This is a genomic window from Mesorhizobium sp. WSM1293 (assembly GCF_000513875.1).
Lineage (GTDB): Bacteria > Pseudomonadota > Alphaproteobacteria > Rhizobiales > Rhizobiaceae > Mesorhizobium > Mesorhizobium ciceri.
In genome coordinates this window covers 1-25,787 of the sequence record NZ_AZUV01000016.1, presented here as the reverse complement: position 1 = coordinate 25,787, position 25,787 = coordinate 1, and the positions used below count along the sequence as shown (strand labels likewise).

Sequence of the window (25,787 nt, the reverse complement as noted above, 5' to 3'; positions counted from 1 at the left end):
TCCAAAAACCGTTTCCGATTTTCGGGGCGATGCGACGGCATTCATCAAGCGCTATCGCACCTCGATTAGGGCCGAATTGTGACAAATCCGACGCCGATCCGACGGGCGCAAAAGGTCCTTCGGCCGGATCGGCATTCGCGGATCGACGGCACCGGCAAAAGCGGTGCCATTCAGCTTGCCAGCCCGTTTACAAGTTGCGTGTAGGCGTTCCTGGCGACCTCGTTCAGCCGCTCGCGCGGCAAGGAGCCGACGACGGCGCAGCCATAGCCCTTGTCCAGCCAGTAGACCGCCTCGGGTCCGTCTTGCGTGGCGGCGTAGGTGCCCTTGGCATTCTCCGTCGATTCCGTGGTGACGAACAGCGATATACGCTGCCCATTGCCGTCCTCGTAAAGCAGCATGGCGGCCTTGCTCTCGCCTGCCGGAAGCAACCGGCCGCCGACCAACTGGAAACCGTTCGCGGTCAAGTCGGGTGCCACCAGCTTCAACCCTACCCGGTTGGACAACCAGGTCTGCAGATGGTCCTTGTCGCTGGCCGGAACCTCGACGGCATGCCGCTTTTCGGCGGCATAGATGACATGGGCCGCGATTGCCTGCTCGGCCAGCCGATCTTCCGCCGGGTCCTCCTGGCCGATGCCGTCGACGCCGGCAAGGTAGCCACCAAGCCCGCCGGCGACCAAAAGCACGGCGGCAGCAGCGGCAAGCCACCAGCGCGAGCGTGGCACAGCTGCCTTGACCGGCGCCTCGCCAAGCACGACCTTGCGCAGGCGCGCGGGCACGGCTTCGTCCAGCACCCCGGCGAAGGCGGCCTGAAGCGCCGTCCGGTCGGCGGTGAAGCGGGCGCTCCTGGCCTTCATCTCGGGATTGGCGTCGAGCCAGGCGTCGTAAGCGGCGCGCTCGTCTGCAGGCAGCTCGCCATCGAGCGCCATGTGGATGTCCCGTTCGGAAAAGTCGCGGCGGATCATTTCTCGACGATCCTTATCGCGCGGCGACGCGCCGTATCGTCCAGCAACCCACGCAATTCCTCACGCCCGCGCGCAATGCGCGACATCAGCGTGCCAGCGGGGACGCCCAGAATGTTGGCGGCTTCGGCATAGGAAAAACCTTCGATGGCAACCATGACAAGAGCTGCGCGTCGATCGGGGCTGATCGCCTGCAACGCGTCGATGATCTCGCGCGAGGCGATACTCTCCACCTGCTCTGCCGGCTGGGCAACGGCCTCGCCCGCCTCCAGCGGCAACATCGCCGCCTCGCCGCGGCGGTTCACCTTGCGCATCTGGTCGATGAACAAATGATGCATGATCGTAAACAGCCACCTCCGGGGGCTTTCTCCTGTCTGCCAGTTGTCGAGCCGCACAAGCGCCCGCTCGAGGCAATCCTGGACAAGGTCGTCGGCAGCGTCGCGATCGCGCAAAAGCGAGCGTGCGTAACGGCGCAGGCGCGGTATTTCGCCAAGGATTGCTGCCTTCTTTTCGTCCATGACCGCTGGTTTCGAGGTCGCCCTTGTTGATCTGGATTGAACGCGCCTTCCGGGCGCGGCGCAAGCGGCCAGCGCGAAGCGGTCTCCCGCCCCGGTCACCCAAGCAATGAGATAACGAGCCCATTGGCCGATTTATTCCCGGTCGGGGTGAAATCTTATTGTTCTTGCTTGCCTTTAACCGTTTTCCTTCGCCGCCCGTGTCAAAAGCCGCTGATAGAACAGGCCGATACCGATCAGAACCGCGCCGAGGCCGATGAAGGATAGCGCCCGGAGTACGCCTTCCAACTCCGACATGTCGAATATGAAGACCTTCAGCACGGCGATCGCGATCAGCGCGGCGGAGGCAATGCGCAGCACCTGCGATTTCAGCCAGACGCCGGCGGTGAGCAGCGCCACGCCGATAACCAGCCAGAGCGCCGAATAGGTGTAGGTTTCCAACTGGCCGAGGCCGCTCCACAGGCCGATGAATTCGCCCTTGAACAGGCGCCTCACCGACAGCGTGGCATAGGCGAAGGCAAGCGCGGCAACCACCACGGCCAGCATCTGCGCATACCATTTTGGCCGCTTGTCCCTGGCGTAGAGCGCCAGTCCCCCGGCGGCGACCGCCGGCAGGAGATAGGCGAGGAACAACAGGTTGAACACCGGGATACGGCCGGTCGATTCGTCGGTAAGCAAAGGATTCAGCACCACGAAATGCCTGACAACGATGAAAGCGACCGAGGCCACGCCGACGGCCATCGAACCATAGCGCAGCACCGAGCTTGGCGAGCGCATGTCGATAGCGACCAGGATTGCGCCGGCACCGATGGCGATCAGGGTGTAGATCGACTGTTCGGCGAGCGTCATGGCACCCGTGTCGATGACGCCACCGTGCATGGCGTGGCGCACCAGTATGGCGAGCGTGAGCAGCGCAAACAGTGCCGCTGCCGCCTCCATGGCAAGGCGCGGCCGGCCATTCGTTGTGCGCGCAAGCTGCCAGGCGGCAAAGCCGAAGGCCAGCGCCGGCACGCCGTAGCCGGGCAGCAGCCAGTTGAACACCGGCGTCGTCGACAGGAACCCGGCGCCGACAATGGTCGGGTCGAAGGCGACACGGCCAAGCACCGCGATCACCGCGCCGACCGAAATCCAGCCGAGCACCGGATAGACGCGCCAGCGCGTGGCCAGCGCCGGCACGATGGCCGCCGCACCGAGCAGGATGGTGGTCCAGCCGGAATCGAAAGCCATATGCATCAGCAGCAGCCCGGCGATGGCCGCGCCGCCCAGGGCAAACGACACCGCGACACCGCCCTTGAGCGGCGGCTCCTCGGCCCGCGCGATCCACTCGCCGCCGGCGGCGAAAATGACGACCAGCAGTGCCGCTGCGGCGGCGTAGACAGGGTCACGGTCGAGATTGCCGAAAGTGAACCAGAGCGCCAGCAGGACGACCAGCGGGACGATGACGCCCCACGCCGCCCATGAGGCCGCACGTATCTGTGTCCCAGCGGCGAACCGGCGCGCGGCCCAGAAGCCGGCGCCGATGAAGACCAGGCCGAGTGCGATGCCGATGCGCAAGGTCAGCGCGTTGGACGTGGCCACCGGCAGTCCGTCGACGCCCAGGGCGCCGCCCGAAAAATCGGAAGCGATCGAGGTTGGCGGGATAATGCCGAGATAGATCAGCACCGTGACCAGTCCCGCGGCATAGAGGAGCGGCAGCGCCAGCGGACGATAAAGCGTGACCGCCACCATCGCGGCGATCACCACCGCGCCCGGCAAGGCATAGCCGGCGGCAGCAAAGGCCGGGTCTACCGACAGGCCCAGTGCCGAGAATGCGACGAACAGGCCAGGCACGATGGACGGCCAGTCGAAAGCCCTGTCTGGCGTGGTTTCGTCGCCACGGCGAGCGAGCCAGACAAGGGCGAGCACGGCCAGCGTGACGGCGTCGATGAGCAGGATCGCAGAGAGGTTCGCCCCCGGCGCATCGGTCATATAGAGAATGGTCCAGACACCGGTGCCGAAAAAGGCAGCCGCCATCAGCAACTTCCAGTCGCGCATGCGGGCGATGACGCCGGTGGCGGCAAGCACGATGGCGAGATAGCCGAACAGCGCCCAGGGATTGGGTGCCTGCGAGGCGACGAGCACCGGCGTCACCATGGCGCCGACAAGGCCGACGCCGGCCAGCGCCTGGCCGTGGACGAGCGCAGCGGCAATGGTTGCCACACCGATGGCCCCAAGCAGCGTGAAGGCGAGCGCCGGCCCGATGAAACCGTAAATGCCATGCGCGGCGTAGACGGTGCCGAACAGGATGAAGGCACCGGCCGCTGTCAGGATCGCCGGAATATAGGCGCCCGCGGCGCCTTGTACGGGCATCTTGAAGCCGGTGCGGCGGACGAACTCGCCGCCCACGACCAGCACAAGGCCGAGCGCGCCGGCCATGGTCAGCCGTACGCCGGGGCCGAAAATGCCGGCTTCGATGGTGTAGCGGATCAGGAACAGACCGCCCAGCGCCAGGGCGATGCCGCCGACCCAGACCGCCCAGCGGGTGCCGAGCGCGGTTTCGACATCGGATTGGCGGGCGGCTTTCGTCGCTCCGGGAAGCTCCGAGGGTTCCACCGCCTTCGGCGCCGGTTCTGGAGCGGTCCACGGCCCGGACACGATCTCGCCGGTCGAGTCTTCCGTTTCCGTGGCTGGCGCCGGTGCGGCGACCGGCTCGCTTGTCGCTGGAGAGGGAATGTCGGCCGCTGCCGCAACGGCTGGAATCACATCGGCGGGTGCGTTGTCGGCCACCGCCTGTTCGGACGGCTTGGCCGCCGGCGGCACGGCTCCCGAGAGCACAAGGCTGCGCAGCGCGCCAAGCTCACGCTCGACAAGGCCGATGCGGCTCTGCTGACGCGAAATGATGACGAACAAGGCGATGATGGCGACAAGGCCGATCAGGCTTTCAAACATGGCGGTTCCCCCAAACCAGGCCAGTTTTCACTGACATTCGTCGTACTGACATTCAAATGCGGCGGCCAAGCGGCCAGAAAACTCAGCGCGCCGCCAGATTGGCGGCCGGAAAGATCGAGCATGTTTCGGTGCCGAAAGCCAGCAGCTTGCCGCCGGCATCCTTCAGCGTCGCTTCCGACACCGCCAACGTGCGGCCCTTGTGAACAACCCTGCCCTCGCAGACCACCTCGCCGGTCTTCGGCGTGATGGGACGCGTCAAATTCACCTTGAACTCCGCCGTCGTATAGGCCTCGCCCTTTTCGAGCAGCGTCTGCACGGCACAGGCCAGTGCCGAATCGAGCAGCGTCGCCGCCCAGCCGCCATGCACGCTGCCCAGCGGGTTGAGATGGCGCTCGCTCGGCATGCCACGAAAGACAGCGCGCCCTTCCGAGACTTCGGTGAGAGTGAAATTCAGCTGAAAGGAAATCGGCGGCGCCGGATACTTGCCGTCGACGATGCGCTGCAGCAATTCCAGACCGGTGTATTTCAGGATATCGGCGTGCGGAATGGTGCCGAGCCCGAGCGGTGAGACCCGGCCAGGATAAAGTTCGACCTCGCTCATGTGATGATTTCTCTGGTTGCGTCCTCGCCAGCTATGGCCTTGCCGCGCGCGTGATGTTTGCGCAAGGCGGCGAGGAAGCCGGTACGAGCGTCCGGCGGCTCGATGCCGCGCGGCTCATAGACATGGCGGTTGAAGAAGAAGCCGGTGAGCCGGAAGGCGTCGTCGACATCAGCCGCATTCGCGCGCAGGCCGGAGCCGCGCTGCAGGAAGGCCGGCAGAGCCAGCATCTTGTCGCGCCATGGCAAACCGGCTTCGCGCGATACCGCGCGTCCCGACTTCGGCGAGACATAGGCCAGGTCCTGTCGCGTGCCGGTGGCGGCACATCGACTGAGATCGAGGCCGAAGCCGAGTTCGTCCAGCACCAGAAGCTCGAAGCGCGCCACCAGTTCTCCGGCAACGTCGGCGTCGTCGAGATGGACGATCATCACGGCAAGCGTTTCGTAGAGACCTTCATGCGCGTCGCGCTCGGGCAGCAGGCGCAGATGCGCGGCCATGGTCTGCAAGCCGTAGACGGCGACGGCGCTGTCCATCAACCGGGCAGCATTCATCTCGATCGCTTCGGCCTGGAACGTGCCGAGATGTTCATCAAGGCGCGCACGCCACAACAGGTCGACGCGATTGCCGGGCTGGAGGACGGGCTGCTGTTTGCGCGAACGGCCGCCGCGAACAAGGCCGAGATGACGGCCATGCGCTCGCGTCAGCACCTCGAGAATGGCGCTGGTTTCGCCATGCTTGCGGGTGCCGAGAATGATTCCCTCGTCGCGCCATTCCATTTCAGGAGCTTTTCACCGATCGGGTGGCGAAATCAAGGTATGGGCTTGGCTCCTGGGTAACTCTCACACCAATGCATAAAAAACCGCCCGCAGCGATGTGCTGCGGGCGGGCTGGTGAGGTCAGTCGATCTGCTAGAAATTGCGCTGGAAGCGGACGATGCCGCCGACGCTGCTCTTCTTGTCGGCCTTGGTCCAGTTGTTGAAGTCGAAGTCGTCGAATTTTCCTGCATTGAGGTAATCGACTTCAGTCGTGACCGTAAAGCCGGGCACAATGGTATAGGCAACGTTGGCAGCGACGCCGAGGTTCTTCCAGTCGTCATAGGAAATCTGGGCGTTGAACGAGGTCTTCTCGTTGAACTTGTAGGTGCCGCCACCCCAGACTGCCCAGTTACCGCCCCACGGCTTGTATTGGGTACGGCCTGTGCCGAAGTCGTTGATGTTGTCGTTGGTGCCGTAGCCGCCCATGACGAACAGCGTCAGTTCCTTGCTGACGTTGACGTCCAAACGGACCTTGCCGGCCACTTCCTCATAGTTGCTGTCATAGGCCACGACGCCGGTGATCGCACCCCAGTCGCCCTTGTACTTCAAGCCGCCGACGACATGCGGAACATAGCTGTCGATGGTGTTGACGGCGGTGCCTTCTTCGAGCGAGACCACGCCCGTGAAGCCGCTGCCAGCGTCGAAGTAATAGCTGATGAGATTGGTATCCTTGACACCATACGGGATGAGCGTGTCCTGGATGACATTGCCGGCATAACCGATGAACTGGTCGTATACCGTTTCATCCTTACCGACGCGCAGACCACCGAGCTGGATCCAGGCGAAATTGAGGGTGGTGGTCTTGTTGCCGGCCTGCCAGCCGGTGCCGTCGCCTGTATAGTCGCCGGAAGAGTTGCCGAACTGGAAGCGAGTTTCGGTAAAGGTCTTCAACGTGCCGAGTTCGGTTTCCTGGCCGGTATAAGTCCTCAGCGTGAAGCGCATGTTCTTGTAATAGGTGTCGTGCCTATCGCCGTCCATGTGATCGGCAACGTTGTTGGCGCCATCGAGCGAGCCGGAATCGCCGACGCCCATGTCGTAGCGGAGATAACCGCCGATGCGCAGGCAGGTCTCGGTGCCCGGAATATAGAAGTAGCCGGCGCCGTAGACGTCGCAAATCTTGACGTATTCGGCCGGTTCCGGTTCGGCGACGACGACAGCGTCGGCGGCGCGCGCGCCGCTGACCGCGATCAGGGCCGCGGCTGAGCCGAGAAGGAGGCTCTTGATGTTCATTTTCTGACCTCTCCAGTCATAGTTATAAATGGCTTCGGATTTGTGGCTGGCGGCAATGTTTTCCCGCCTCACCCCCACAACGAAAAAGGCTCACACCGCTCGCCCTTTTCAGCGGCGAACATACCCATCGATCATCTGCCTTCAATGACGATTTCCGAAATAATGCCAATTCCGTGAACAGATTAATGCTGTGTTGCACAAATAACACTTTGCGTGACGGCGAATGGCACAAGTGGCACAACGTCACATATTGAATATATATACGGGATACTTTCGCGGCTAAATATAATTCAACGTTTTATATTTCTAAAAATACCGCACAATGTGGAATATCTACCTGGTTTTCGCCGACATCGACCTGAATCTTGCCGACCCCTCTATCGCCAGGTGACGCCCATTCGCCAATCTCACTCTGATGCCGAGGCGAAAAGCGGGATGACGCTTCCAAGCCTGTCTGCTTCTTCCAAGACGATCGAAACCCTGGAGCGCTGTGGCGTCCCCGATTGTGACAGCAGCCAACCGTTCAAAAACGATTCCTCCGTGACGCCTCTCAGTCGACCTTGGCGACACGGGCGACGTGGTCGTCCGCCTCGATCAGGCGGATTGGCACTCCCGGGAAGCATGCGTCGGTCGGAATGTCCCTGGTCGCGCCATGCGACGGCGGATGTTTGGCGACGGGACTGGGTTTTGGTTGGCTAGAGCGGCTTATCGTTCGGCGCTTCACGCTCGCGCGCGCGGTCGGCAAGGACTTCATCGATTACGTGACAGGATTTCTCAACCTCAACAGGGTTGATGTCGATCTGTCCAGCGACCGTGATCAGCGCCTTCCAAAGCGTCCAGCCACGACCGCGCGCCCACATCGCCCCGTCGGCCGGAAGGCCGGCACGAAACGCCTCCCGGCTTTTGCCTTCAAACAGCGTCCACGCAATCGCCAGATCGCAGGCGGGATCGCCGACGCCGGAGGTTCCGAAGTCGATCACCGCGCTCAATCGGCCTTGCCTGACCAACAGGTTTCCCCAACTGACGTCACCGTGGAACCAGACCGGCGCACCGTGCCATTGTGCGGCAAGTGCTGCCTCCCACACCGCACTGGCTGCGGCCGTATCGATCTTGCCGTCGAGGGCGGCAATCGCTTGCCGGGCCTCGCCATCGTAGACGCTGAGTGCTCCGCCGCGAAAGAAATTGTGCTGTCCCGGCGCCGGTCCACCGGTGGCATCGATACGCTGAAGGGCGACCAGGAACGCGGCCAGGTCGGTCGCAAATTGCGGCAGGCTGGCAATCCGCTCGCGCTCTGCCGTCTCGCCTTCGATCCAGCGGTAGACGGACCAGTGCCAGGGATAGCTTTCGGCCGGAACTCCCATCGCCAGCGGCACCGGGATCGGCAGCGGCAGCAGAGGTGCGAGCCTCGGCAGCCAGCGATGCTCCTTTTCCACCTGCAGGGAATAGGCCGCGGCGCTTGGCAGTCGCACGGTCATCTCGCCGCCCAGATGAAAGGTCCTGTTGTCCCATCCGCCTGATGCAACCGGCCTGACCGGAAGATCCTTCCACTTGGGAAATTGCGTGGCGATCAATCGGCTGACAAGCGTTATGTCGATGTTCGGCTTGCTGACCATCGAGCCTAGCGCGGAAACTCGAGCCCCATTTCGCGGTAGCGCTCGGGGTCGTCGCCCCAGTTCTCGCGCACCTTGACGAACAGGAACAGGTGCACCTTCTGTTCGAGGATGCCTGCTATCTCCATGCGCGCCGCCTGGCCGATGGCGCGGATGGTCTCGCCCTTGTGGCCGAGAACGATCTTCTTCTGGCTGTCGCGCTCGACATAGATGGTCTGGTCGATGCGCACCGAGCCGTCCGGCTTCTCTTCCCATTTCTCGGTCTCGATATGCGAGGAATAGGGCAATTCCTGATGCAGCCTGAGATAAAGCTTCTCGCGCGTGATCTCGGCCGCGAGCTGGCGCATCGGCAGGTCCGAGATCTGGTCTTCCGGATAGTACCAGGGACCGACCGGCAGAGACTCGGCCAGATAATCGAGCACGTCCTTGCAGCCGGAACCGGTCAGCGCCGACACCATGAAGGTGCGCTTGAACGGCACCCTTTCGTTCGCTGCCGCCGACAGAGCCAGCAGCGCTTCGTGCTTGACGCGGTCGACCTTGTTGAGGATCAGCACCATCGGCTGGCGCACATCCTTCAGCCGTTCGAGGATGGCGTCGGCGTCGCCCCTGATGCCGCGCTCGGCGTCGATCAGAAGCAGTACGATATCGGCGTCCTTGGCCCCACCCCAGGCGGTGGTCACCATCGCCGTGTCGAGCCTCCGCTTCGGCTTGAAGATGCCGGGCGTGTCGACGAAAACGATTTGCGCATTGTCATGCGTGGCGATGCCGCGCACGATGGCGCGGGTCGTCTGCACCTTGTGGGTGACGATCGACACCTTGGCGCCGACCAATTGGTTGACCAAGGTCGACTTGCCCGCATTGGGCGCGCCGATCAGCGCGACAAAGCCGGAATGCGTGGCGGCGGCTGTGGTCGCCGGCTCTTCGGTAGCGGTCATGCCGCGCTCCCTTCACTGGAGGGCCGCGAGCCCCCCGATTTTTGGGCCGATGCGGCGGCCCAGACGCCTTCGCGCACAAGAAATGCCGAAGCCGCCGCTTCTTCGGCCGCCCTGCGCGAGCCGCCGGTGCCGCTTATCGGCGCAAAGCCGCGGACCTGCAAGGATACAGTGAAGACCGGCTGATGGTCGGGTCCCTCGCGCTTGTCGATCACATATTCGGGTCTGATATCGCTGGTCTTGGCAATCCATTCCTGCAGATCGGATTTCGGATTGAGCGGCTTTGCGATCACCGTATGCGAGCGCGGTTCCCAGTAGCGCAGGACGAACCGCCGCGCGGCCTCGATGCCACCGTCGACGTAAACCGCCGCAATCAGCGCTTCGACCGCATCCGCCAGATAGTTTCCGCCCGAGCCACGCGACCGCATCTTCAAGGCAGAATCGGCGCGGACCAGATCCTCCAGCTGCATTTCGATGCCGATTTCGGAGCAGGTCCGCGCATCGACCAGCGCATTGAAGCGCGGCGCGATTTCACCTTCCGGCGCATCGGGAAATTTTTCGAAAAGCATATCGGCGACGACAAGCCCGAGCACGCGGTCGCCAAGAAATTCAAGACGCTGATTGTTGGTGGCCGCCTTGACCGCACTGGAATGCGTCAAGGCGGTCTCGAGCAAACGGATATCCTTGAAGACGTGACCGGTCTTGGCCTTCACCAAACCGGCCAGTGTTTCGCCTGTCGGGCGCTTCAAAGCCATCAATTGACGAAGTGGAACAGGCGCGAAGCGCGCATCAGCGACGGCCATTTCCAGATTTCGAGAGGGCTCGCCTTGCCGGCGATCGAGAAGAAAACAAGATTGGCGCGGCCAACCAGATTTTCCGCGGGAACGTAGCCGACAGTGAAACGGCTGTCGGCGGAATTGTCCCGGTTGTCGCCCATCATGAAATAGTGGCCGGGCGGCACGTCGAATTCGCGGGTGTTGTCGCCGATCGAGTTCGAATTCAGGTCAAGCGTGTCGTAGCTGACGCCGTTGGGCAGGGTTTCGCGATAGACATCGATCGGGCGCGATTCCTCGGTGATGTCGGGATTGTCGATCTGGCCTGTTTTCACGCGCGGCACGCCGACGCCGTTGATGAAAAGCTGGCCGTCCTTGACCTGGATCTTGTCACCCGGCAGGCCGACAACGCGCTTGATGTAGTCGACGGACGGATCAGGCGGGAACTTGAAAACCGCCACGTCGCCGCGTTTCGGCGCGGAGCCCCAGATGCGGCCTGAAAAAATATCGGGTCCGAAAGGCAGCGAATAGCGCGAATAGCCATAGGACCATTTGGTGACGAACAGATAGTCGCCTTCCAAAAGCGTCGGCCGCATTGATCCCGATGGGATCGAAAAAGGCTGGAACAGCAGCGTGCGGATGACCAGGGCGAGCAAAAGCGCCTGGACGATGACGCTGACGGTCTCGCCAAGCCCGCCGGATTTCTTCTCGGATTTTTCAGCCACGCTCATGTCGTCCTCGATTGTGCGTTGGATGGTATAGAGTCTCGGCGCGCGCTGGGCAACGTCAATGCCGGTCGTCAGAGGCAATCAATGTGGCGCTTCTTCGACGGGCAGCGCCTCGATGATCACAAAGGCTTGAGCGAGTGGGAAATCATCCGTGATGGTGAGGTGGATTGCCGCCCGATGGCCCTTTGGCAGGATTTTGTCCAGCCTGGCCTGCGCTCCTCCCGTCAGCGCCATGGTCGGCGCGCCACTGGGCAGGTTGACGACACCCATGTCGCGCCAGAACACGCCCTGCGCCAGTCCGGTGCCCAGCGCCTTGGCGCAGGCCTCCTTGGCGGCGAAACGCTTGGCATAGGAGGCCGCGCGGGCGCGTCGATTGTCCGAACGCGCCTGTTCGATGTCGGTGTAGATTCTCTGGACGAAGCGCTGGCCGTGACGCTCCAGCGATTTCTCGATGCGTCTGATGTCGATCAGGTCGCTGCCGATGCCGATGATCATCGCGCAGTGGAACCGATGCTTGCGCCGGGATGGGACGATTGCGCATGCCGGCTTGCGCGCTCGGCCAGGCGTTTGCGCCGCTGTTCGCGGAAAGCGTTCATACCCCAGCGCGTGATGGCGTAGAACAGCAGCCCGAAGATCAAGCCGAGCGGAACCGCACCGATCAGCATCGGTTCAAGGACCGGTTTCCACAATTGCGCGAAGGAGAGGTTGTGCAACATCTCGCCCAGATGCGCCGGCGGCCCATGTGTCGGCAAACGGTCATGCAGGATGAGCTTGCCCGTTTCCCACGACGCGCCCCATAGCAACGGGAAGGTCAGCGGGTTGCCGAAAAAAACCGCGCCAAGCGCCGCCGCCACCAGATTGCCGGCGATCACCCAGCACAGGATGGCAGCGATGATGAAATGGAAACCGACGGGGAAGAATGAAGCGAAGACACCAGCCGCAACGCCGGCGGCCACCGCATGCGGTGTGGCCTTCAGCCGCAGGATGCGCTTGGAAAAATACTGAAGCGAGCGCGAAAACGAGCGGCGCGGCCAAAGATAGGTACGCACCCGCTCATAAAGGCCATCAGGCTTGCGGCGTCGAAATAGCACTCTGTTCCCGTTCCACAGCGCCCGCAACGGCACCTTCAGCCGGGCGTGGCAGCCACATCTTGCGCTTGACGATCACCCTATGGCAATCGCCAGCTTATATAACAACGCGCTGGCGCAAGAACAACCAAACACCTTTTGTGCGCCGCGCTTGTCGCCGCCCTTCGGGGTGGCAGGTCTTGCTTCGAACATTGGACAATCGCGGCAAATTTAAGGAACGGCAGTCGCATCGCCGAAAGGCACAGCGCCGCCAGCGGCTACGGCAGGTATTCGCTGACCTCGACCAGATTGCCGTCCGGGTCGCGGAAATAGACCGACATCATCGGACCTCGGGCCCCGACACGTTCAACCGGGCCGAGTTCCACCACCACACCATTGGCCGCGAGCCGCGCACGGACCTCATCCAGTGGCCGCTCGGTGATCAGGCAGAAATCACCTGATCCTGATGTCGGCGACTTCGCCTTTGGCTCGAAAGTCCGGCCGACCTCATGCACATTGATCTTATGGCTACCGAAAGCCAGCGCCGTCGGTCGATCGGCCGCGTCGATGCGCTCAAAACCCAGCACGCGCTGGTAAAACTCACAGGTCACTTCCAGCGAAGCGACCGTCAGCACGAAATGATCGATGCCAGCGATCATTTCCAATTCGTCTTCACGCATGTCGGCATGCCCCGTCAGATGTTGCGGCTGCCGGGCTTGATCGCCGGGATGGCGGCAAGCTCCGGCGGCAGCCGGTCGGCCGGATAGGCCGGGACCTCATACTCGGCAAGCGCGATGAGCGGCACGCCGACATCAGTCTTGCCGGCCGAACGGTCGATGATGCAGGCCGCGGCAACCACCTCGGCGCCAAGCTCGCGCAGGCACTCGATGGTCTCTCGGATCGACAGGCCGGTGGTGACGATGTCCTCGACGATGACGACACGCGAACCCCTGGCGATCTCGAAGCGGCGCAAGCGGAACTCGCCCCCTTCCCGCTCGACCCAGATCGCCGGCACGCCGAGATGACGTGAGGTCTCATAGGCCGGGATCAGCCCGCCGATCGCCGGGCCGACGACATAGTCGATCTTGCCGGGCACGCCTGCGCGGATCTTCTCCGCCAGCGCCTTGCACAGAAGCTCGGTCTTGTCGGCATGCATGAACACGCGCGCCTTCTGCAGGAAGACCGGACTGCGCAGGCCCGAGGTCAAAATGAAATGCCCTTCCAGAACAGCACCCGCCTCGCGGAAAATGCCCAGCACTTCATCGGTGTTCATGTCTGCCTCTTTTTGATTGACCATGGTTTTGTCCGAAACCGGAGCATGGTCTAGCCATTGACGCGTCTTGCGTCGCTGACGCTCGAATTGTCCTTGAGCTGCGATAGCAGCCGGTTGAGGTGCTTGAGATCCCAGACTTCGAGATCGATCAGCATTTCGGTGAAGTCGGGCGCAGTGCGCACCATCGACAGCGTATGGATGTTGGCGTCGTTCGAGGCAACCACCTGCGCTATATCGGCGAGTGACCCCGGCGCGTTGATGGCGGTGACCGATACGCGCGCCGGAAAGCGTTCCTTGGTGCGCTCATCGATGTCCCAGCGCACGTCGATCCAGCGCTCGGGCTGGTCATCGAACGCCTGCAGCGCTGGCGACTGGATCGGATAGATAGTGATGCCGGTGCCCGGCTGGACGATGCCGACGATGCGATCGCCAGGCACTGCCCCCTCCGGCGCGAAGCGCACCGGCAGATCGCCGCGCACGCCGCGGATCGGCACGGCTCCATCGCGCGGCTGGTCCTTGTCCTTGCGCGCGGCACGACCCGGAATCTGGAACAGCATGCCGGCGGCGTTGCGGATCTTCGACCAGCCCTCCTCGCGCGGCTTGGGAACGGCCGTGGTGACGCGCTCATCCTTGTAGTCAGGGAATACCGCCTTCATGACATCGGCGGAGGCGAGTTCGCCACGCCCGACCGAGGCCAGCACATCCTCGATGTCCTTGCGCGCCAGCCTGTGCAGCACCTGCTTCAGGCTCTCCTTGGTGAAGGTCTTGCCGGCACGCTCGAAGGCGCGCTCCAGGATGCGGATGCCGAGACCCGAATATTGCTTGCGGATGGCGTTCTTGGTGGCACGGCGGATGGCCGAGCGCGCCTTGCCGGTGACGACGACCGATTCCCACGCCGCCGGCGGCACCTGCGCCTTGGAGCGGATGATCTCGACCTCATCGCCGTTCTTCAGCTCCGTCATCAGCGGCATGATGCGGCCGTTGACCTTGGCACCGACGCAGGTGTCGCCGACATCGGTGTGCACCGCGTAGGCGAAGTCGATCGGTGTCGCGCCGCGCGGCAGCGCAATCAGCATGCCTTTCGGGGTGAAGCAGAACACCTGGTCCTGGAACAGTTCCAGCTTGGTATTTTCGAGGAAATCCTCGGGATTGTCGCCTTCGGCAAGCTGCTCGATGGTGCGCCGCAGCCAGGCATAGGCGTTGGTTTCCTTTGAAATCGCGTGGGCGGCGCCATTCGTCTTGCCGCCGGTGTCCTTGTAGATCGAATGGGCGGCGACGCCGTATTCGGCGATCTTGTTCATCTCTCGGGTGCGGATTTGCAGCTCGACACGCTGGCGCGACGGGCCGACGATGGTGGTGTGGATCGACCGATAATCGTTCTGCTTCGGCGTCGAGATGTAGTCCTTGAAGCGGCCCGGCACCATCGACCACGCGGTGTGGATGGCGCCAAGCGCCCTGTAACAATCCTCGACCGTGTCGACGACGACGCGGAAGCCGAAAATATCGGACAACTGCTCGAAGGACAGCGCCTTGGCCTCCATCTTGCGGAACACCGACCACGGCTTCTTCTGCCGGCTCTTCACGGTGGCGTTGATCGCATGCTTTTCGAACAGCGCGGACAGCGCCTTTTCAATGTCCGTGAGCACGCCCTTGTTGCGCTCGAAGATTTCGGCAAGCCGCGCGGTGACGGCGCGATAGGCTTCCGGATTGATGAAGCGGAAGGCGATCTCTTCCAGCTCCTCGCGCATGCCTTGCATGCCCATGCGGCCGGCCAGCGGCGCGTAGATATCCATCGTCTCCTCGGCGATGCGCAGGCGCTTGGCCTCCGGCATGTGGTCGAGGGTGCGCATATTGTGCAAACGGTCGGCGAGCTTGACCAGCAGCACGCGGACATCTTCCGAAATCGCCAGCAGAAGCTTGCGCAGGTTTTCCGCCTGCTCGGCCTTCTTCGAGACGAGATCGAGTTTCTTCAGCTTGGTCAGGCCCTCGACCAGCTTGCCCATTTCGGGGCCGAACAGATCGTCGATCTCGGCCCGTGTGGCGGTCGTGTCCTCGATCGTGTCGTGCAGCAGGGCGACCGCGATCGTCGCCTCGTCCATATGCATCTCGGTGAGGATGGCGGCGACTTCGAGCGGATGCGAGAAATACGGATCGCCGGAAGCGCGTTTCTGGTGGCCATGCTTCTGCATGGCATAGACATAGGCCTTGTTGAGCAACGCCTCGTTGACGTCAGGCTTGTAGCGCTGGACGCGCTCGACAAGCTCATACTGACGCATCATGGGCGGGATCTCGCGGTGCTGAAATGATTGATGCGCCGCACTAGCGTACGGCGCACCCCATAGATAGCCACGAAACTGACTGGACGGAAGTGCCGGAAACGTATTCCAGGCAGGTCCAGAGCGCTGGCTTAGTAGTCGTCGCTCTTTTCCGGCGGCACCAGGCCCTCGATGCCGGCCAGGAGATCTTCCTCGGTCATGCGGTCGAAGGTGATGTTCTCCTCGGCGTCGTCGGCGTCGGCGGCAGCAACGGCGGTGCCGGTCTGATCGGCAATCGCCTCGCCATCGGCCTCGGGCTCGTCGACCTCGACATGCTTCTGCAGCGAATGGATCAGATCTTCCTTGAGGTCGTCGGGCGACAGCGTCTCGTCGGCGATCTCGCGCAGCGCCACGACCGGGTTCTTGTCGTTGTCACGCGGCACGGTGATCGGCGCGCCCTGGCTGATCTGGCGGGCGCGGTGGCCGGCAAGGAGCACCAGCTCGAAGCGGTTGTCGACCTTGTCGATGCAATCTTCAACGGTTACGCGGGCCATGGATTGCCCCTTTCATGCGATGGATTTGATGGAAAACAGGCGCGGTCCATAACCCGAACGCCGCCAAAATACAAGCATCATGGCAATGGCCGGGCTGCAGGGCGCCCAAACCTTCTTTCAAACACCCGATTCGGCAAAACTGTCTGTGCCTATGTGTTCGGTGTCGCGATCACAATTGCTTGCAGTGCCGCACGCGCCCTTGGATTGCCGTGAATCCGGCGCTATCTCGGATGCGTAGAGGTCAGCCGGTTTATTATGAGCCTGACCGAACGTCGCTATCGCATTTCGTTTAGACGGCCGTTTATTTCGAGAAGGAATATTTTCCATGTTCGACCCTCGTGAAAAAATCGCCCTATTCATCGACGGCGCCAATCTTTATGCGACGTCGCGCGCGCTCGGCTTCGACATCGACTACCGCAAGCTTCTGTCCAGCTTCCAGAAGCGCGGCTATCTGCTGCGCGCCTATTATTACACGGCACTGGTCGAGGATCAGGAATACTCCTCGATCCGCCCGCTGATCGACTGGCTCGACTATAACGGCTTCAAGGTGGTCACCAAGCCGGCCAAGGAATTCACCGACTCGACTGGTCGCCGCAAGATCAAGGGCAACATGGACATCGAACTTGCGGTCGATGCGCTGCAGCTTGCCGACGTCGTCGACCACTACGTCATCTTTTCCGGCGACGGCGACTTCCGCACGCTGGTCGAGGCGCTGCAGCGGCGTGGCCGCAAGGTGTCGATCGTCTCGACCATGGCCTCGCAGCCGCCGATGATCTCCGACGACCTGCGCCGCCAAGCCGACCATTTCATCGACCTGACGACCTTGAAGAACGAGGTTGGCCGTGACCCGTCCGAGCGCCCGGTGCGCCGGCCCGAGCCGGCCGAAGTCGACGAGGACGATTACTGAGGCCGGTCGCCTTGACCGTCCTTTCCGCTTCCGAACCCGGCCGCGATTGCCCGCTTTGCCCGCGGCTGCATGATTTCATCGCCGAATGGCGGCAGCGCGAGCCGTCCTGGTTCAATGCGCCGGTGCCGACTTTTTTGCCTCCCGAAGGTGACGCGGCGGTTCAGTTGCTGATCGTCGGACTGGCGCCTGGCCTTCGCGGTGCCAATCGAACGGGCCGCCCGTTCACCGGCGACTATGCCGGCGACCTGCTCTATTCGACGATGATTTCGCACGGTTTTGCGCGCGGAGAGTTCAAGGCCCGGCCAGATGACGGATTGGAGCTGGTCGGCACCGCGATCACCAATGCGGTGCGCTGCGTGCCGCCGGAGAACAAGCCGGTGGGCGCAGAGATTGCCACGTGCCGGACATTCCTGGTGCCGACAATCGCCCGGTTCCCGAACCTGCGCGCCGTACTGGCACTGGGATCAATCGCGCATCAGTCGACGGTGCGGGCATTGGGCGGGCGTGTCGCCGCCTATCCGTTCAAGCATGGCGGGCGGCTGCCGGCCGGCAGCATCACGCTGTTTTCGAGCTACCATTGCTCGCGCTACAACACCAACACCGGTGTGCTGACCGAAGCGATGTTCGTTAGCGTTTTCAGCCAGATAGCGGCGTTCCTGCAGAAATAGAGTCGGGCGCCAGCGGATCAGCTTGATGGCGCAAACAGTGCAGCCAGCACCGCCGGCCCACCCTTCAGCACGTTCATATCGACATCGCCATTGATGCCGTCGACGCGACCCCTGTTGTGGTACTGCCAGTAGACCCAGTCGTCGCGGTCCGGCTCCAGGAGCAACGAGCGGAGCCAGAGCGGACGGGCAGCAATGCGCCCTGCATAGGTCTGCGCTGCCTCATCGGTCAGATAGACGATCGCAGGCTTGCCGAACGTCGCCTCGACTGGAGCGAGGAACGCGGCCAGTTCGGCGTTCAATTGTTCGGGCGTCGGCCGCTGCGGGCAGTTGCCGCCGAATTCGATGTCGACGACCGGCGGCAGCAGCGGCTGGTCGTGCGGCACAACCGAGATGAAATTCTTCGCCTGGTCGGCGCCAGGTCGGCAAAAGGTGAAAAAGTGATAGGCGCCAACGGCGAGACCGGCGGCGCGGGCCTCTTCCAGATTCCTGGCGAAGGCATCGTCGACATGATCGCCGCCTTCGGTCGCCTTGATGACTGCGAAGGCGACATCGTCGGCGGCGACACGCGGCCAGTCAATCCGGCCCTGATGATGGGAAACGTCGATGCCCCTGAGCGGATATTTGTCGCGGTCCGGCGAGAATGCCCTGAAATAGATGTAGCCGCCTGCTGCGACGAAACATACCAAGACCAGACTGGCCAGACCAAAGAGGACAATCCGGTTCTTCAAGCGAATGGCCCCAGCCTACCCACGCTCTTTTAACAGCCGGCCCTTCTCGCGCGACCAGTCGCGCTGCTTCTCGCTCTCGCGTTTGTCGTGCAGTTTCTTGCCGCGACCGACGGCGAGCAGCAGCTTGGCGCGGCCCTGGTCGTTGAAATAGATCTTTAGCGGCACAAGCGTCATGCCTTCGCGGTCGACGCTTTGCGACAGTTTCGCCATTTCGCGCTTGTTGAGCAGCAGCTTGCGGCGGCGGCGCGGCTCGTGGTTGAAGCGGTTGGCCTGCAGATATTCCGGCAGATAGGAGTTGATCAGCCAGATCTCGCCGCCTTCGACCGAGGCGTAGCTGTCCTGGATGTTGGCCTGGCCCTGGCGCAGCGACTTGACCTCGGTGCCGGTCAGCACCAGACCGGCCTCGACCGTGTCGAGCACCTCATAGGAAAACCGCGCCTTGCGGTTTTCCGAAACGGTCTTGTTGTTGGGATCGGCTTTTCTGACTTGATTCATGATGCGGAGAGGTGGCGCCTCATCCCTAATTAATCAAGCCGGCGTGCTTCATAGCCGCATCGATCTTGTCGGCAGTCGACTGTTCGATCGTCACCAGCGGCGAGCGCAGCACGTTTTCGACCTTGCCTAGCTTCGACAGCGCGTATTTGGCGCCGGAAACGCCAGGCTCGATGAAGATCGCCTTGTGCAGCGGCAGCAGGCGATCCTGCAGATCCAGCGCCTTGGCGCTGTCGCCGGCAAGCGTTGCCTCCTGGAATTCGGCGCACAGCCGCGGCGCGACGTTCGACGTCACCGAAATACAGCCGACGCCGCCATGCGCGTTGAATCCAAGCGCCGAAGCATCTTCGCCCGAAAGCTGGATGAAATCCTTGCCGCACGTGGCACGCTGCTCGGAAACCCGTTCGACCTTGCCGGTGGCATCCTTGACACCGACGATATTCTTGAAGTCGTGCACGAGCCGGCCCATCGTGTCCGGCATCATGTCGATGACCGAGCGCGGCGGGATGTTGTAGATGATGATCGGCAGCTTGGTCGCCCTGGCGACCGCCGCGAAGTGCTCATACAGGCCGCGCTGCGTCGGCCTGTTATAATAAGGCGTGACGACCAGGGCGGCATCGGCGCCGGCCTTCTCGGCATACTGCACGAGCCCGACGGCTTCCTCGGTGTTGTTGGAACCAGCGCCGGCGACGACCGGAACTCGTCCCTTGGCCACCTCGATGCATACCTTGACGACCTGGCGGTGCTCGTCATGCGACAGTGTCGGCGACTCGCCGGTGGTGCCGACCGGCACCAGGCCCGTCGTGCCCTCCGCGAGTTGCCATTCGACGAATGCGCGAAAGGCTTTCTCGTCGAAACGCCCGCTCTTTTCGAACGGTGTCACGAGCGCAGTAAGCGAGCCTCTCAGCATATCGTCCAACTCCTTGGCACTTCTGGTGTTTTGTGTCGGTGTTTGTGGTCGCGCCTTCTAACCGAAAGCGAAGCGGCGCACCATAGTCTCGACATGGTTGCGCGGCAAGCATTGCCATGGTGCCAGCAAGCGCAATTCGAACGGCCTCGCTAACTCTTTGTTTACGGGCTCTTCACGACCTAAGTTTAGGCTTCGAGGCATCTTCGCCAGCTTGTGGAATGCCAGGACAAGGAAAGATTTAGGGATCATGCCGGGCGGTCGGCCTCACCTTCTCGCGCTGCTTGGCGCCGCGCTCGCGCTGATGCCGGGCATGGCGATCAGCGGCAGCGTGGACGCACGGGTCACCTCAGCCATTCCGGTTCCAGGCGCGGCAATTGCGCTGCCAGACCTGCAGGACAGAACGCGACAGGCGCCCTTGCCCGACGTCGCCCCTCTGAAAAGCGGACTGGATGCGTTGGCGCAGGGTGATAGTCCCCGCGCTCGTGGCGTGCGCGATGCCCTTCCGGCGCAGTCGCTCGACCAGCATATCCTTGCCTGGGCGATCGCGCTTTATGGCGGCGACAAGGTTCCGAGCGACGATATCACTGCTGCGGCCAAGATGCTGCCCAACTGGCCGGGGACCGTAGCCCTGCGCAAGAACAGCGAGCGCGCGCTCTATCGAGAGAACCCTGCCCCCGACATCGTCATCAGGGCGTTCGATGGCAGCCAGCCGCAGACATTCGAAGGCGTGATGGTTCTCGCCCGCGCCTATGTGGCGTCCAGCAATACCAAGGCGGCGCGTTCCGTGCTGTCGCCCTTCTGGCGCACCGCGATCCTAGAGGCCAGGGACGAGGCGGCGCTGATCAAGGAATTCGGCAGCCTGATCCCGGCCGCAGACCACCGCTTTCGCATGGAGCGCATGTTCTATGCCGACCGCGCGAATTCCGCGCTGCGCGTCGCCGGCCTCGCCGGCGCCCAGCAGCTCGCCGATGCATGGGCGGCGGCCGACAAAGGCGACAAGAACGCGCCCAAGCTGCTGAAGGCCGTGCCGGCAATGCAACGTTCGGCCGGCTACTTCTTCGCGCAGGCCGAATATTTGCGCAAGCAGGAGGATTTTGCCGGCGCTGCAGCCATTGTGATGCAGGCACCGACCGATCGCGAAGCTCTGGTCGATCCGGATGCCTGGTGGGTCGAGCGCCGGGTGCTGTCGCGTGAACTGGTCGACCAGGGCGACATGAAGGCCGCGTACAAGATCGTCGCCACACACGCTGCCGAAAGTGCCACCAATGCGGCCGACGCCGAATTCCATGCCGGCTGGTACGCGTTGCGCGGCCTGAACGACCCCAAGCTTGCCGCAACGCATTTCGCTCGCATCGCCGACCTTGCCCAAGGGCCGATGACGCTGTCGCGCGCGTATTACTGGCTCGGCCGTGCCGCCGAAGTCGGCGGCCCGGGCAACGCCAAGGATTATTTTGCGCGCGCCGCTGCCTACGGCACGACATTCTACGGCCAGCTTGCCGCCGAACGTGTCGGCCGGCAGGCGCTCAACATCGTCTATCCCTCGCCAAGCGCCGCCGACCGGCAGAACTTTGCCGGCCGCGAGGCCGTCAGCGCCATCAAGCGGCTGCAGGAGGCGGGCTACGATCGCTATGCCGAGACGCTCTATCGCGACCTTGCCGGGCAGTTGACCAGTCCAGGCGAACTGGCGCTGCTCGCTGTCCTTGCCGAAAAGCAAGGGAACCATTTTATGGCGCTGAAAATCGGCAAGATCGCCGGGGCGCGCGGCATTGATGTCGGCGCATTGTCGCATCCGCTCGGCGTCATTCCCGATTCGGCTGACATTTCCGGCTCAGGCAAGGCGCTGGCTTATGCGATCGCCCGCCAGGAAAGCGAATTCAACATCGGCGCCGTGTCGAGCGCCGGCGCGCGCGGGCTGCTGCAGCTGATGCCGGGAACCGCAAGGCAATTGGCGAAGAAGGCCGGGCTGCAGTTTTCGCAAGCACGGCTGACCACCGATGCCGGCTACAACGCGACGCTTGGTTCGGCCTTCCTCGGCGAACAGCTCGACCGCTTCAACGGCTCCTACGTGCTGACCTTCGCCGGCTACAATGCTGGCCCCAACCGGGCCAGGCAGTGGGTGGGCAGATATGGCGACCCGCGCGGCAAGGACATCGACGCGGTCGTCGACTGGATCGAGCGGATTCCCTACACAGAAACAAGAAGTTACGTTCAGCGCGTGATGGAGAATTACGAGGTCTACAAGATGCGTATTTCCGGCAAATACGACATTGTCGGGGATCTGGTGAACGGGCGGAGTTGAGCCTTTCTGTCCTTCTCCACTTGTGGGAGAAGGCAAAAGCGCCTTTTATTGACCATCCCTGCCCTCGCCTGTAGCTGTCCAGATTGATACAGCGAGGTCGCACATTCCGATGGCAAGCGAGCAACTTTTTTCCGACTTCTTCTACAGCGCACCGGACGGGTTAAAACTCCATGCGCGCGTCTATGGCGAGGCCAATTCCGGACCCTGGCCGGTTGTCTGCCTGCCTGGCCTGACCCGCAATGCCAGGGATTTTCACGAGCTGGCGCTCTATCTGTCGACGCATGCGGCAACTCCACGAAAGGTCATCGCCTTCGACTACCGCGGGCGCGGGCAGTCGGCTTATGATCCCGACGTCAAAAATTACAATGTCGGCGTGGAGGCCGGCGACATTCTCGCCGGGCTGGCGGCGCTGAACATCGGAGAAGCGGCCTTCATCGGCACCTCGCGCGGGGGATTGATCATCCATGTGCTCGGGACGATGCGGCCATCCGTCCTGAAAGCCATTGTTTTCAACGACATCGGACCGGTGATCGAGACGGCCGGACTTGCCCATATCCAGTCTTATCTCGAGCGCGACCCGGCACCGAAAACCCGCACACAGGCGGCGGCCGCCCAGCGCAGCGTGCATGGCGAAGACTTCCCCGCTCTTGCCGGTGCCGATTGGGATCGGATGGTATGGGCTCTCTACCGCGAAACGGATGGTGGGCTGGTGCCGGATTTCGATCCGAAGCTGGTGGATACCGTTGCCAGTCTCGATCTGACGCAGAAGCTGCCTGACCTATGGCCGCAATTCGAGGCGTTGGCCGCGATTCCTCTGCTCACCATACGGGGCGTTAATTCGAGATTGCTGTCCACAGACACGCTCAAGCAGATGAGAGAGCGCCATTCCATGATGGAGACGATCACCGTCGAGGGTCAGGGCCATGCGCCGTTCCTCGAGACCGGCAGCCTACCGGGCGACATAGGCGCGTTTCTCGATCAGGCCGAGCGGAAGAATATCCTGAAGTAAACCCCATGACCAAACGAGGTCACGGGATAGCTACGATAGTATAGGCAGGATTCTTCAGCCTACTTGGCTTTTGAACTTTTCCGAGTCGCTTTCGGCGACTCCTTAGCGGCGGCGGCTGCCTCGTCCCTCTTTTTCCGCTCTGCCGTCGGCGACGAAGGCGTCGTCACCGGCGAAGAAAACATGGAGCCTTCAGCGCAATTACCGCCCGGCTGAGTCGATCGAGGCGTTTCCAGCACGATGACACAGCCATCGAGATCGTTGGTGGCCAGATGCGCGTAGCGCATCGTCATCGACAACGTTTGGTGGCCGAGCCACATCTGCACGCGTCTGATGTCGATGCCGCCCTGGACCAGACGCGAGGCGCAGGTATGGCGCAGTATATGCGGCACCACCTGATCGTCGGCGCCGAGGCCGACTTCGGCCTTCGCGTCGTTCCAGATGGCACGGAACTGTGCCTGGCTGAGCTTGGTGAACGGTCCTTTGGGCCGGCGGCCCTCAGTGGGAGGCAGCTTGATGACCTCCTTGACCCGCTCGGTCATCGGAATGGTGCGGCTGCGGCCGGATTTGGTGATCCAGAAGGAGACGCGATGCTCCTGGATATCGTTCCAGATCAGCCCAAGCGCCTCGCCGAGACGGCATCCGGTGTCGACCAGGAAAACGGAAAGCCTGTAGGCATCCTCGCTGCGGCTCTTGATGGCGGCGAACAGGCGCGCCTCTTCGTCCCTTTCGAGGAAACGAATCCGACCCGCCCGCTCCTTCTGGCGGCGGAACTCGGGCAGGCTGTGGATATCTCCCATCTTGTGAGCCTTGCGCAGCAGTTTGCTGAGGGCAGCCATCTTTCGATTGATGGTTGCGTTGCTGTTGCCGCGCTGGCGCAAGGTGCCGATAAGGTTGTCGAGGGTACTTTGGTCAAAGGCGCTGAAACGCTCCCCAAGGAGAATCTCGTCTATTTCGCCGATGAAAGAGCTGACATTATACTTATGCCGCCCGTCATCCCATAATATGTCGCGATATACTGAAAAAAGATCTCCGACCCGGTGCGACTTTACTTCTCTAATCTTGTTATAGGTGTATCGAATCTTCGGACTTTGAGAAGAAAACATCGAAAAATGATCAGAGGACTCGCCCTCTTGAATCGCTTCGTTCGTCATCATTTGCCACACCCCCGAGTGGGATAGGTCAGCCCTACCCGCTTGGAAGCGTCCTTTCAAGAGATTTTAATCACGCAGTTGTGATTTCATCCGCCCATCAGCGGATCCCACGAAACCACTCCACGGATTTATTCAGCTACCGTTACCCCCATCCTTCTGTTTGCCTTGGTCCAGTCACGAAACAAAAACAGCCCGGGCGTTTGCGCGCCCGGGCTGGATTTCACCTGTAAGGAACCAGCCCTTAGAACGAGCGCTGGAAGCGGAGCACGCCGCCGATGCCGTCGTAGCTGTCGTGCCAGTCGCTATCAGCCGCGTTCACGTAGTCAACTTCGCCGGTGATGGTGAAGCCGGGAACGATGTCGTAGGCAATGTTGGCCGCGAGGCCGAACTTCTTGCCATCGTCATAAGAGGCCTGCACGTTAAACGAGGTCTTCTCGTTGAACTTGTAGCTGCCACCACCCCAGATCGCCCAGCTTCCGTCCCACAGCTTGAAGAAGTTGTGGCCCGTGTTCGGATCCAGGAAGTCGTCGTCACTTCCGTAGCCGGCCATCAAGAACAGCGACAGTTCGTTGGTAGCGTTCACATCCAAGCGAGCCTTGCCGGCCCATGCTTCGTAGTTGCTGTCATAAGCAGCAACCGCGGTGATGGCGCCCCAGCCCTGCGTGTACTTCACGCCACCGACGACATGCGGAACGTAGCTATCGATCGTATCGTCGCCAGACCCTTCTTCGAGCGAGACCACCGCCGAGAAGCCGTTGCCAGCATCGAAGTAGTACTGGATGACATTGGTGTCGAACGTGCCGTAGGGAACCAGCGTATCCTGGATGACGTTGCCGGCGTAACCGACGAACGTATCGAAGGCCGATTCGTCTTTACCAACGCGGAGACCACCGAGCTGAATCCAGGCGAAGTTCAGCGAGATGCCCGAATTGCGAGCCTGCCAGTTGTCTGGATCCGTCGGGCCGTCGGTAGCATAGTCACCTGACGTGTTGCCGAAGTTGAAGCGAGTCTCGGTGTAGGTCTTCAAGGTGCCGAGTTCGGTCTCCTGGCCGGTCCAGGTCTTCAGCGTGAAGCGAGCCTGCTTCCAGTAGGTGTCGTTGGTGTCGCCAGCGTCCAAGTGATCCGGAACGTTGTTGACGCCGTCGAATGAAGCCGCATCGCCCACGCCGATGTCATAGCGGACATAGCCGCCGATGCGCAGGCAGGTCTCGGTGCCGGGNATGTAGAAGTAGCCAGCGCCGTAGACGTCGCAAATCTTGACGTATTCAGCGGGTTCCGGCTCGGCGACGACGACGGCGTCGGCGGCGCGCGCACCGGAAACTGCGATCAGGGCCGCAGCGGAGCCGAGGAGAAGGCTCTTGATGTTCATTTTCTGACCTCCAGTCA

General features: G+C 62.3%; 25 protein-coding genes. 4 read left to right on the top strand and 21 right to left on the bottom strand.

The annotated features are described in order from the left end of the window. Positions 1 to 170: 170 nt before the first annotated feature. The 16 genes from M729_RS0120415 to rpoZ all read right to left on the bottom strand — a co-directional run bounded on the left by M729_RS0120415 (position 171) and on the right by rpoZ (position 16,237). The gene (locus tag M729_RS0120415) at positions 171 to 962 is read right to left on the bottom strand and encodes an anti-sigma factor (RefSeq protein WP_027162669.1); all 792 of its coding nucleotides are present in this window, start codon (positions 960 to 962) and stop codon (positions 171 to 173) included. Next, entirely contained in the window at positions 959 to 1,477 is a 519-nt protein-coding gene (locus M729_RS0120410; RefSeq protein WP_013532577.1) for an RNA polymerase sigma factor, read from the bottom strand. The genes M729_RS0120415 and M729_RS0120410 overlap by 4 nt, the downstream gene beginning before the upstream one ends. Positions 1,478 to 1,651: 174 nt before the next feature. Further along, positions 1,652 to 4,402, bottom strand: coding sequence for a DUF2339 domain-containing protein (locus M729_RS0120405; RefSeq protein ID WP_027162668.1), 2,751 nt, complete (start codon positions 4,400 to 4,402; stop codon positions 1,652 to 1,654). Positions 4,403 to 4,484: 82 nt separating this feature from the next. Next, entirely contained in the window at positions 4,485 to 5,003 is a 519-nt protein-coding gene (locus M729_RS0120400) for a PaaI family thioesterase (RefSeq protein ID WP_027162667.1), read from the bottom strand. After that, positions 5,000 to 5,776 carry a DNA repair protein RecO gene (gene recO, locus M729_RS0120395; RefSeq protein ID WP_027162666.1) on the bottom strand — a complete coding sequence of 259 codons (777 nt, stop codon included), beginning with the start codon at positions 5,774 to 5,776 and terminating at the stop codon, positions 5,000 to 5,002. The genes M729_RS0120400 and recO overlap by 4 nt, the downstream gene beginning before the upstream one ends. Before the next feature lie 132 nt (positions 5,777 to 5,908). Next, positions 5,909 to 7,045, bottom strand: coding sequence for a porin (locus M729_RS0120390; protein WP_024503065.1), 1,137 nt, complete (start codon positions 7,043 to 7,045; stop codon positions 5,909 to 5,911). A 695-nt stretch (positions 7,046 to 7,740) separates the two neighbouring features. Beyond that, positions 7,741 to 8,658: an aminoglycoside phosphotransferase family protein gene (locus M729_RS0120385; RefSeq protein WP_027162665.1), complete on the bottom strand. Its 918-nt coding sequence runs from the start codon at positions 8,656 to 8,658 to the stop codon at positions 7,741 to 7,743. A 5-nt stretch (positions 8,659 to 8,663) separates the two neighbouring features. Further along, positions 8,664 to 9,590, bottom strand: coding sequence for a GTPase Era (gene era, locus M729_RS0120380; protein ID WP_024503067.1), 927 nt, complete (start codon positions 9,588 to 9,590; stop codon positions 8,664 to 8,666). After that, complete coding sequence (gene rnc / locus M729_RS01000000135475; RefSeq protein WP_084652676.1) at positions 9,587 to 10,342, bottom strand: ribonuclease III; 756 nt, start codon at positions 10,340 to 10,342, stop codon at positions 9,587 to 9,589. Before rnc ends, era begins: the two co-directional genes overlap by 4 nt. Next, the gene (gene lepB, locus M729_RS0120370) at positions 10,342 to 11,091 is read right to left on the bottom strand and encodes a signal peptidase I (RefSeq protein ID WP_027162664.1); all 750 of its coding nucleotides are present in this window, start codon (positions 11,089 to 11,091) and stop codon (positions 10,342 to 10,344) included. The genes rnc and lepB overlap by 1 nt, the downstream gene beginning before the upstream one ends. Positions 11,092 to 11,169: 78 nt before the next feature. Then, positions 11,170 to 11,583, bottom strand: a complete 414-nt coding sequence (gene acpS / locus M729_RS0120365) for a holo-ACP synthase (RefSeq protein WP_024503069.1) — start codon at positions 11,581 to 11,583, stop codon at positions 11,170 to 11,172. After that, a complete protein-coding gene (locus M729_RS0120360) occupies positions 11,580 to 12,179 on the bottom strand; it encodes a DUF2062 domain-containing protein (protein ID WP_013532587.1) in 600 nt (199 codons plus the stop codon). The genes acpS and M729_RS0120360 overlap by 4 nt, the downstream gene beginning before the upstream one ends. 254 nt (positions 12,180 to 12,433) lie before the next feature. Then, complete coding sequence (locus tag M729_RS0120355; RefSeq protein ID WP_024503070.1) at positions 12,434 to 12,814, bottom strand: VOC family protein; 381 nt, start codon at positions 12,812 to 12,814, stop codon at positions 12,434 to 12,436. 35 nt (positions 12,815 to 12,849) lie between these two features. After that, positions 12,850 to 13,428 (bottom strand): orotate phosphoribosyltransferase, encoded by a 579-nt coding sequence (pyrE, locus tag M729_RS0120350; protein WP_013532589.1) that lies wholly within the window; start codon positions 13,426 to 13,428, stop codon positions 12,850 to 12,852. Positions 13,429 to 13,478: 50 nt separating this feature from the next. Further along, positions 13,479 to 15,707 (bottom strand): bifunctional (p)ppGpp synthetase/guanosine-3',5'-bis(diphosphate) 3'-pyrophosphohydrolase, encoded by a 2,229-nt coding sequence (locus tag M729_RS0120345; protein ID WP_027162663.1) that lies wholly within the window; start codon positions 15,705 to 15,707, stop codon positions 13,479 to 13,481. 128 nt (positions 15,708 to 15,835) lie between these two features. Further along, the gene (gene rpoZ, locus M729_RS0120340; protein WP_027162662.1) at positions 15,836 to 16,237 is read right to left on the bottom strand and encodes a DNA-directed RNA polymerase subunit omega; all 402 of its coding nucleotides are present in this window, start codon (positions 16,235 to 16,237) and stop codon (positions 15,836 to 15,838) included. A 325-nt stretch (positions 16,238 to 16,562) separates the two neighbouring features. Between rpoZ and M729_RS0120335 the strand changes: the two genes are divergently transcribed. Both M729_RS0120335 and M729_RS0120330 read left to right on the top strand, forming a co-directional pair. Continuing rightward, a complete protein-coding gene (locus M729_RS0120335; protein ID WP_027038041.1) occupies positions 16,563 to 17,144 on the top strand; it encodes an NYN domain-containing protein in 582 nt (193 codons plus the stop codon). A gap of 11 nt (positions 17,145 to 17,155) precedes the next feature. Then, positions 17,156 to 17,812, top strand: a complete 657-nt coding sequence (locus M729_RS0120330; protein WP_027162661.1) for a uracil-DNA glycosylase — start codon at positions 17,156 to 17,158, stop codon at positions 17,810 to 17,812. A 17-nt stretch (positions 17,813 to 17,829) separates the two neighbouring features. Here the strand turns inward: M729_RS0120330 and M729_RS0120325 are convergent, their stop codons facing one another. From M729_RS0120325 to dapA, 3 genes are read right to left on the bottom strand one after another with little or no spacing between them, the layout of a single operon-like run. Further along, complete coding sequence (locus tag M729_RS0120325; protein WP_024503073.1) at positions 17,830 to 18,540, bottom strand: GH25 family lysozyme; 711 nt, start codon at positions 18,538 to 18,540, stop codon at positions 17,830 to 17,832. A gap of 15 nt (positions 18,541 to 18,555) precedes the next feature. Continuing rightward, positions 18,556 to 19,035 (bottom strand): SsrA-binding protein SmpB, encoded by a 480-nt coding sequence (gene smpB, locus M729_RS0120320; protein WP_013532594.1) that lies wholly within the window; start codon positions 19,033 to 19,035, stop codon positions 18,556 to 18,558. A 25-nt stretch (positions 19,036 to 19,060) separates the two neighbouring features. Beyond that, positions 19,061 to 19,942 carry a 4-hydroxy-tetrahydrodipicolinate synthase gene (gene dapA / locus M729_RS0120315; protein WP_013532595.1) on the bottom strand — a complete coding sequence of 294 codons (882 nt, stop codon included), beginning with the start codon at positions 19,940 to 19,942 and terminating at the stop codon, positions 19,061 to 19,063. A gap of 247 nt (positions 19,943 to 20,189) precedes the next feature. On the opposite strand from dapA, the gene M729_RS0120310 reads away from it, so the two are divergent. Together M729_RS0120310 and M729_RS0120305 are read left to right on the top strand one after the other, a co-directional pair. Next, on the top strand, positions 20,190 to 22,241 hold the full coding sequence (locus M729_RS0120310) for a lytic transglycosylase domain-containing protein (RefSeq protein ID WP_027162660.1): 2,052 nt from the start codon (positions 20,190 to 20,192) through the stop codon (positions 22,239 to 22,241). Between the two features lie 109 nt (positions 22,242 to 22,350). Continuing rightward, positions 22,351 to 23,250 carry an alpha/beta hydrolase gene (locus M729_RS0120305; protein WP_027162659.1) on the top strand — a complete coding sequence of 300 codons (900 nt, stop codon included), beginning with the start codon at positions 22,351 to 22,353 and terminating at the stop codon, positions 23,248 to 23,250. A 59-nt stretch (positions 23,251 to 23,309) separates the two neighbouring features. Here the strand turns inward: M729_RS0120305 and M729_RS0120300 are convergent, their stop codons facing one another. Together M729_RS0120300 and M729_RS0120295 are read right to left on the bottom strand one after the other, a co-directional pair. Further along, on the bottom strand, positions 23,310 to 24,404 hold the full coding sequence (locus M729_RS0120300) for a site-specific integrase (RefSeq protein ID WP_027162658.1): 1,095 nt from the start codon (positions 24,402 to 24,404) through the stop codon (positions 23,310 to 23,312). 238 nt (positions 24,405 to 24,642) lie between these two features. After that, complete coding sequence (locus tag M729_RS0120295; protein ID WP_027162657.1) at positions 24,643 to 25,770, bottom strand: porin; 1,128 nt, start codon at positions 25,768 to 25,770, stop codon at positions 24,643 to 24,645. Positions 25,771 to 25,787: the final 17 nt, after the last annotated feature.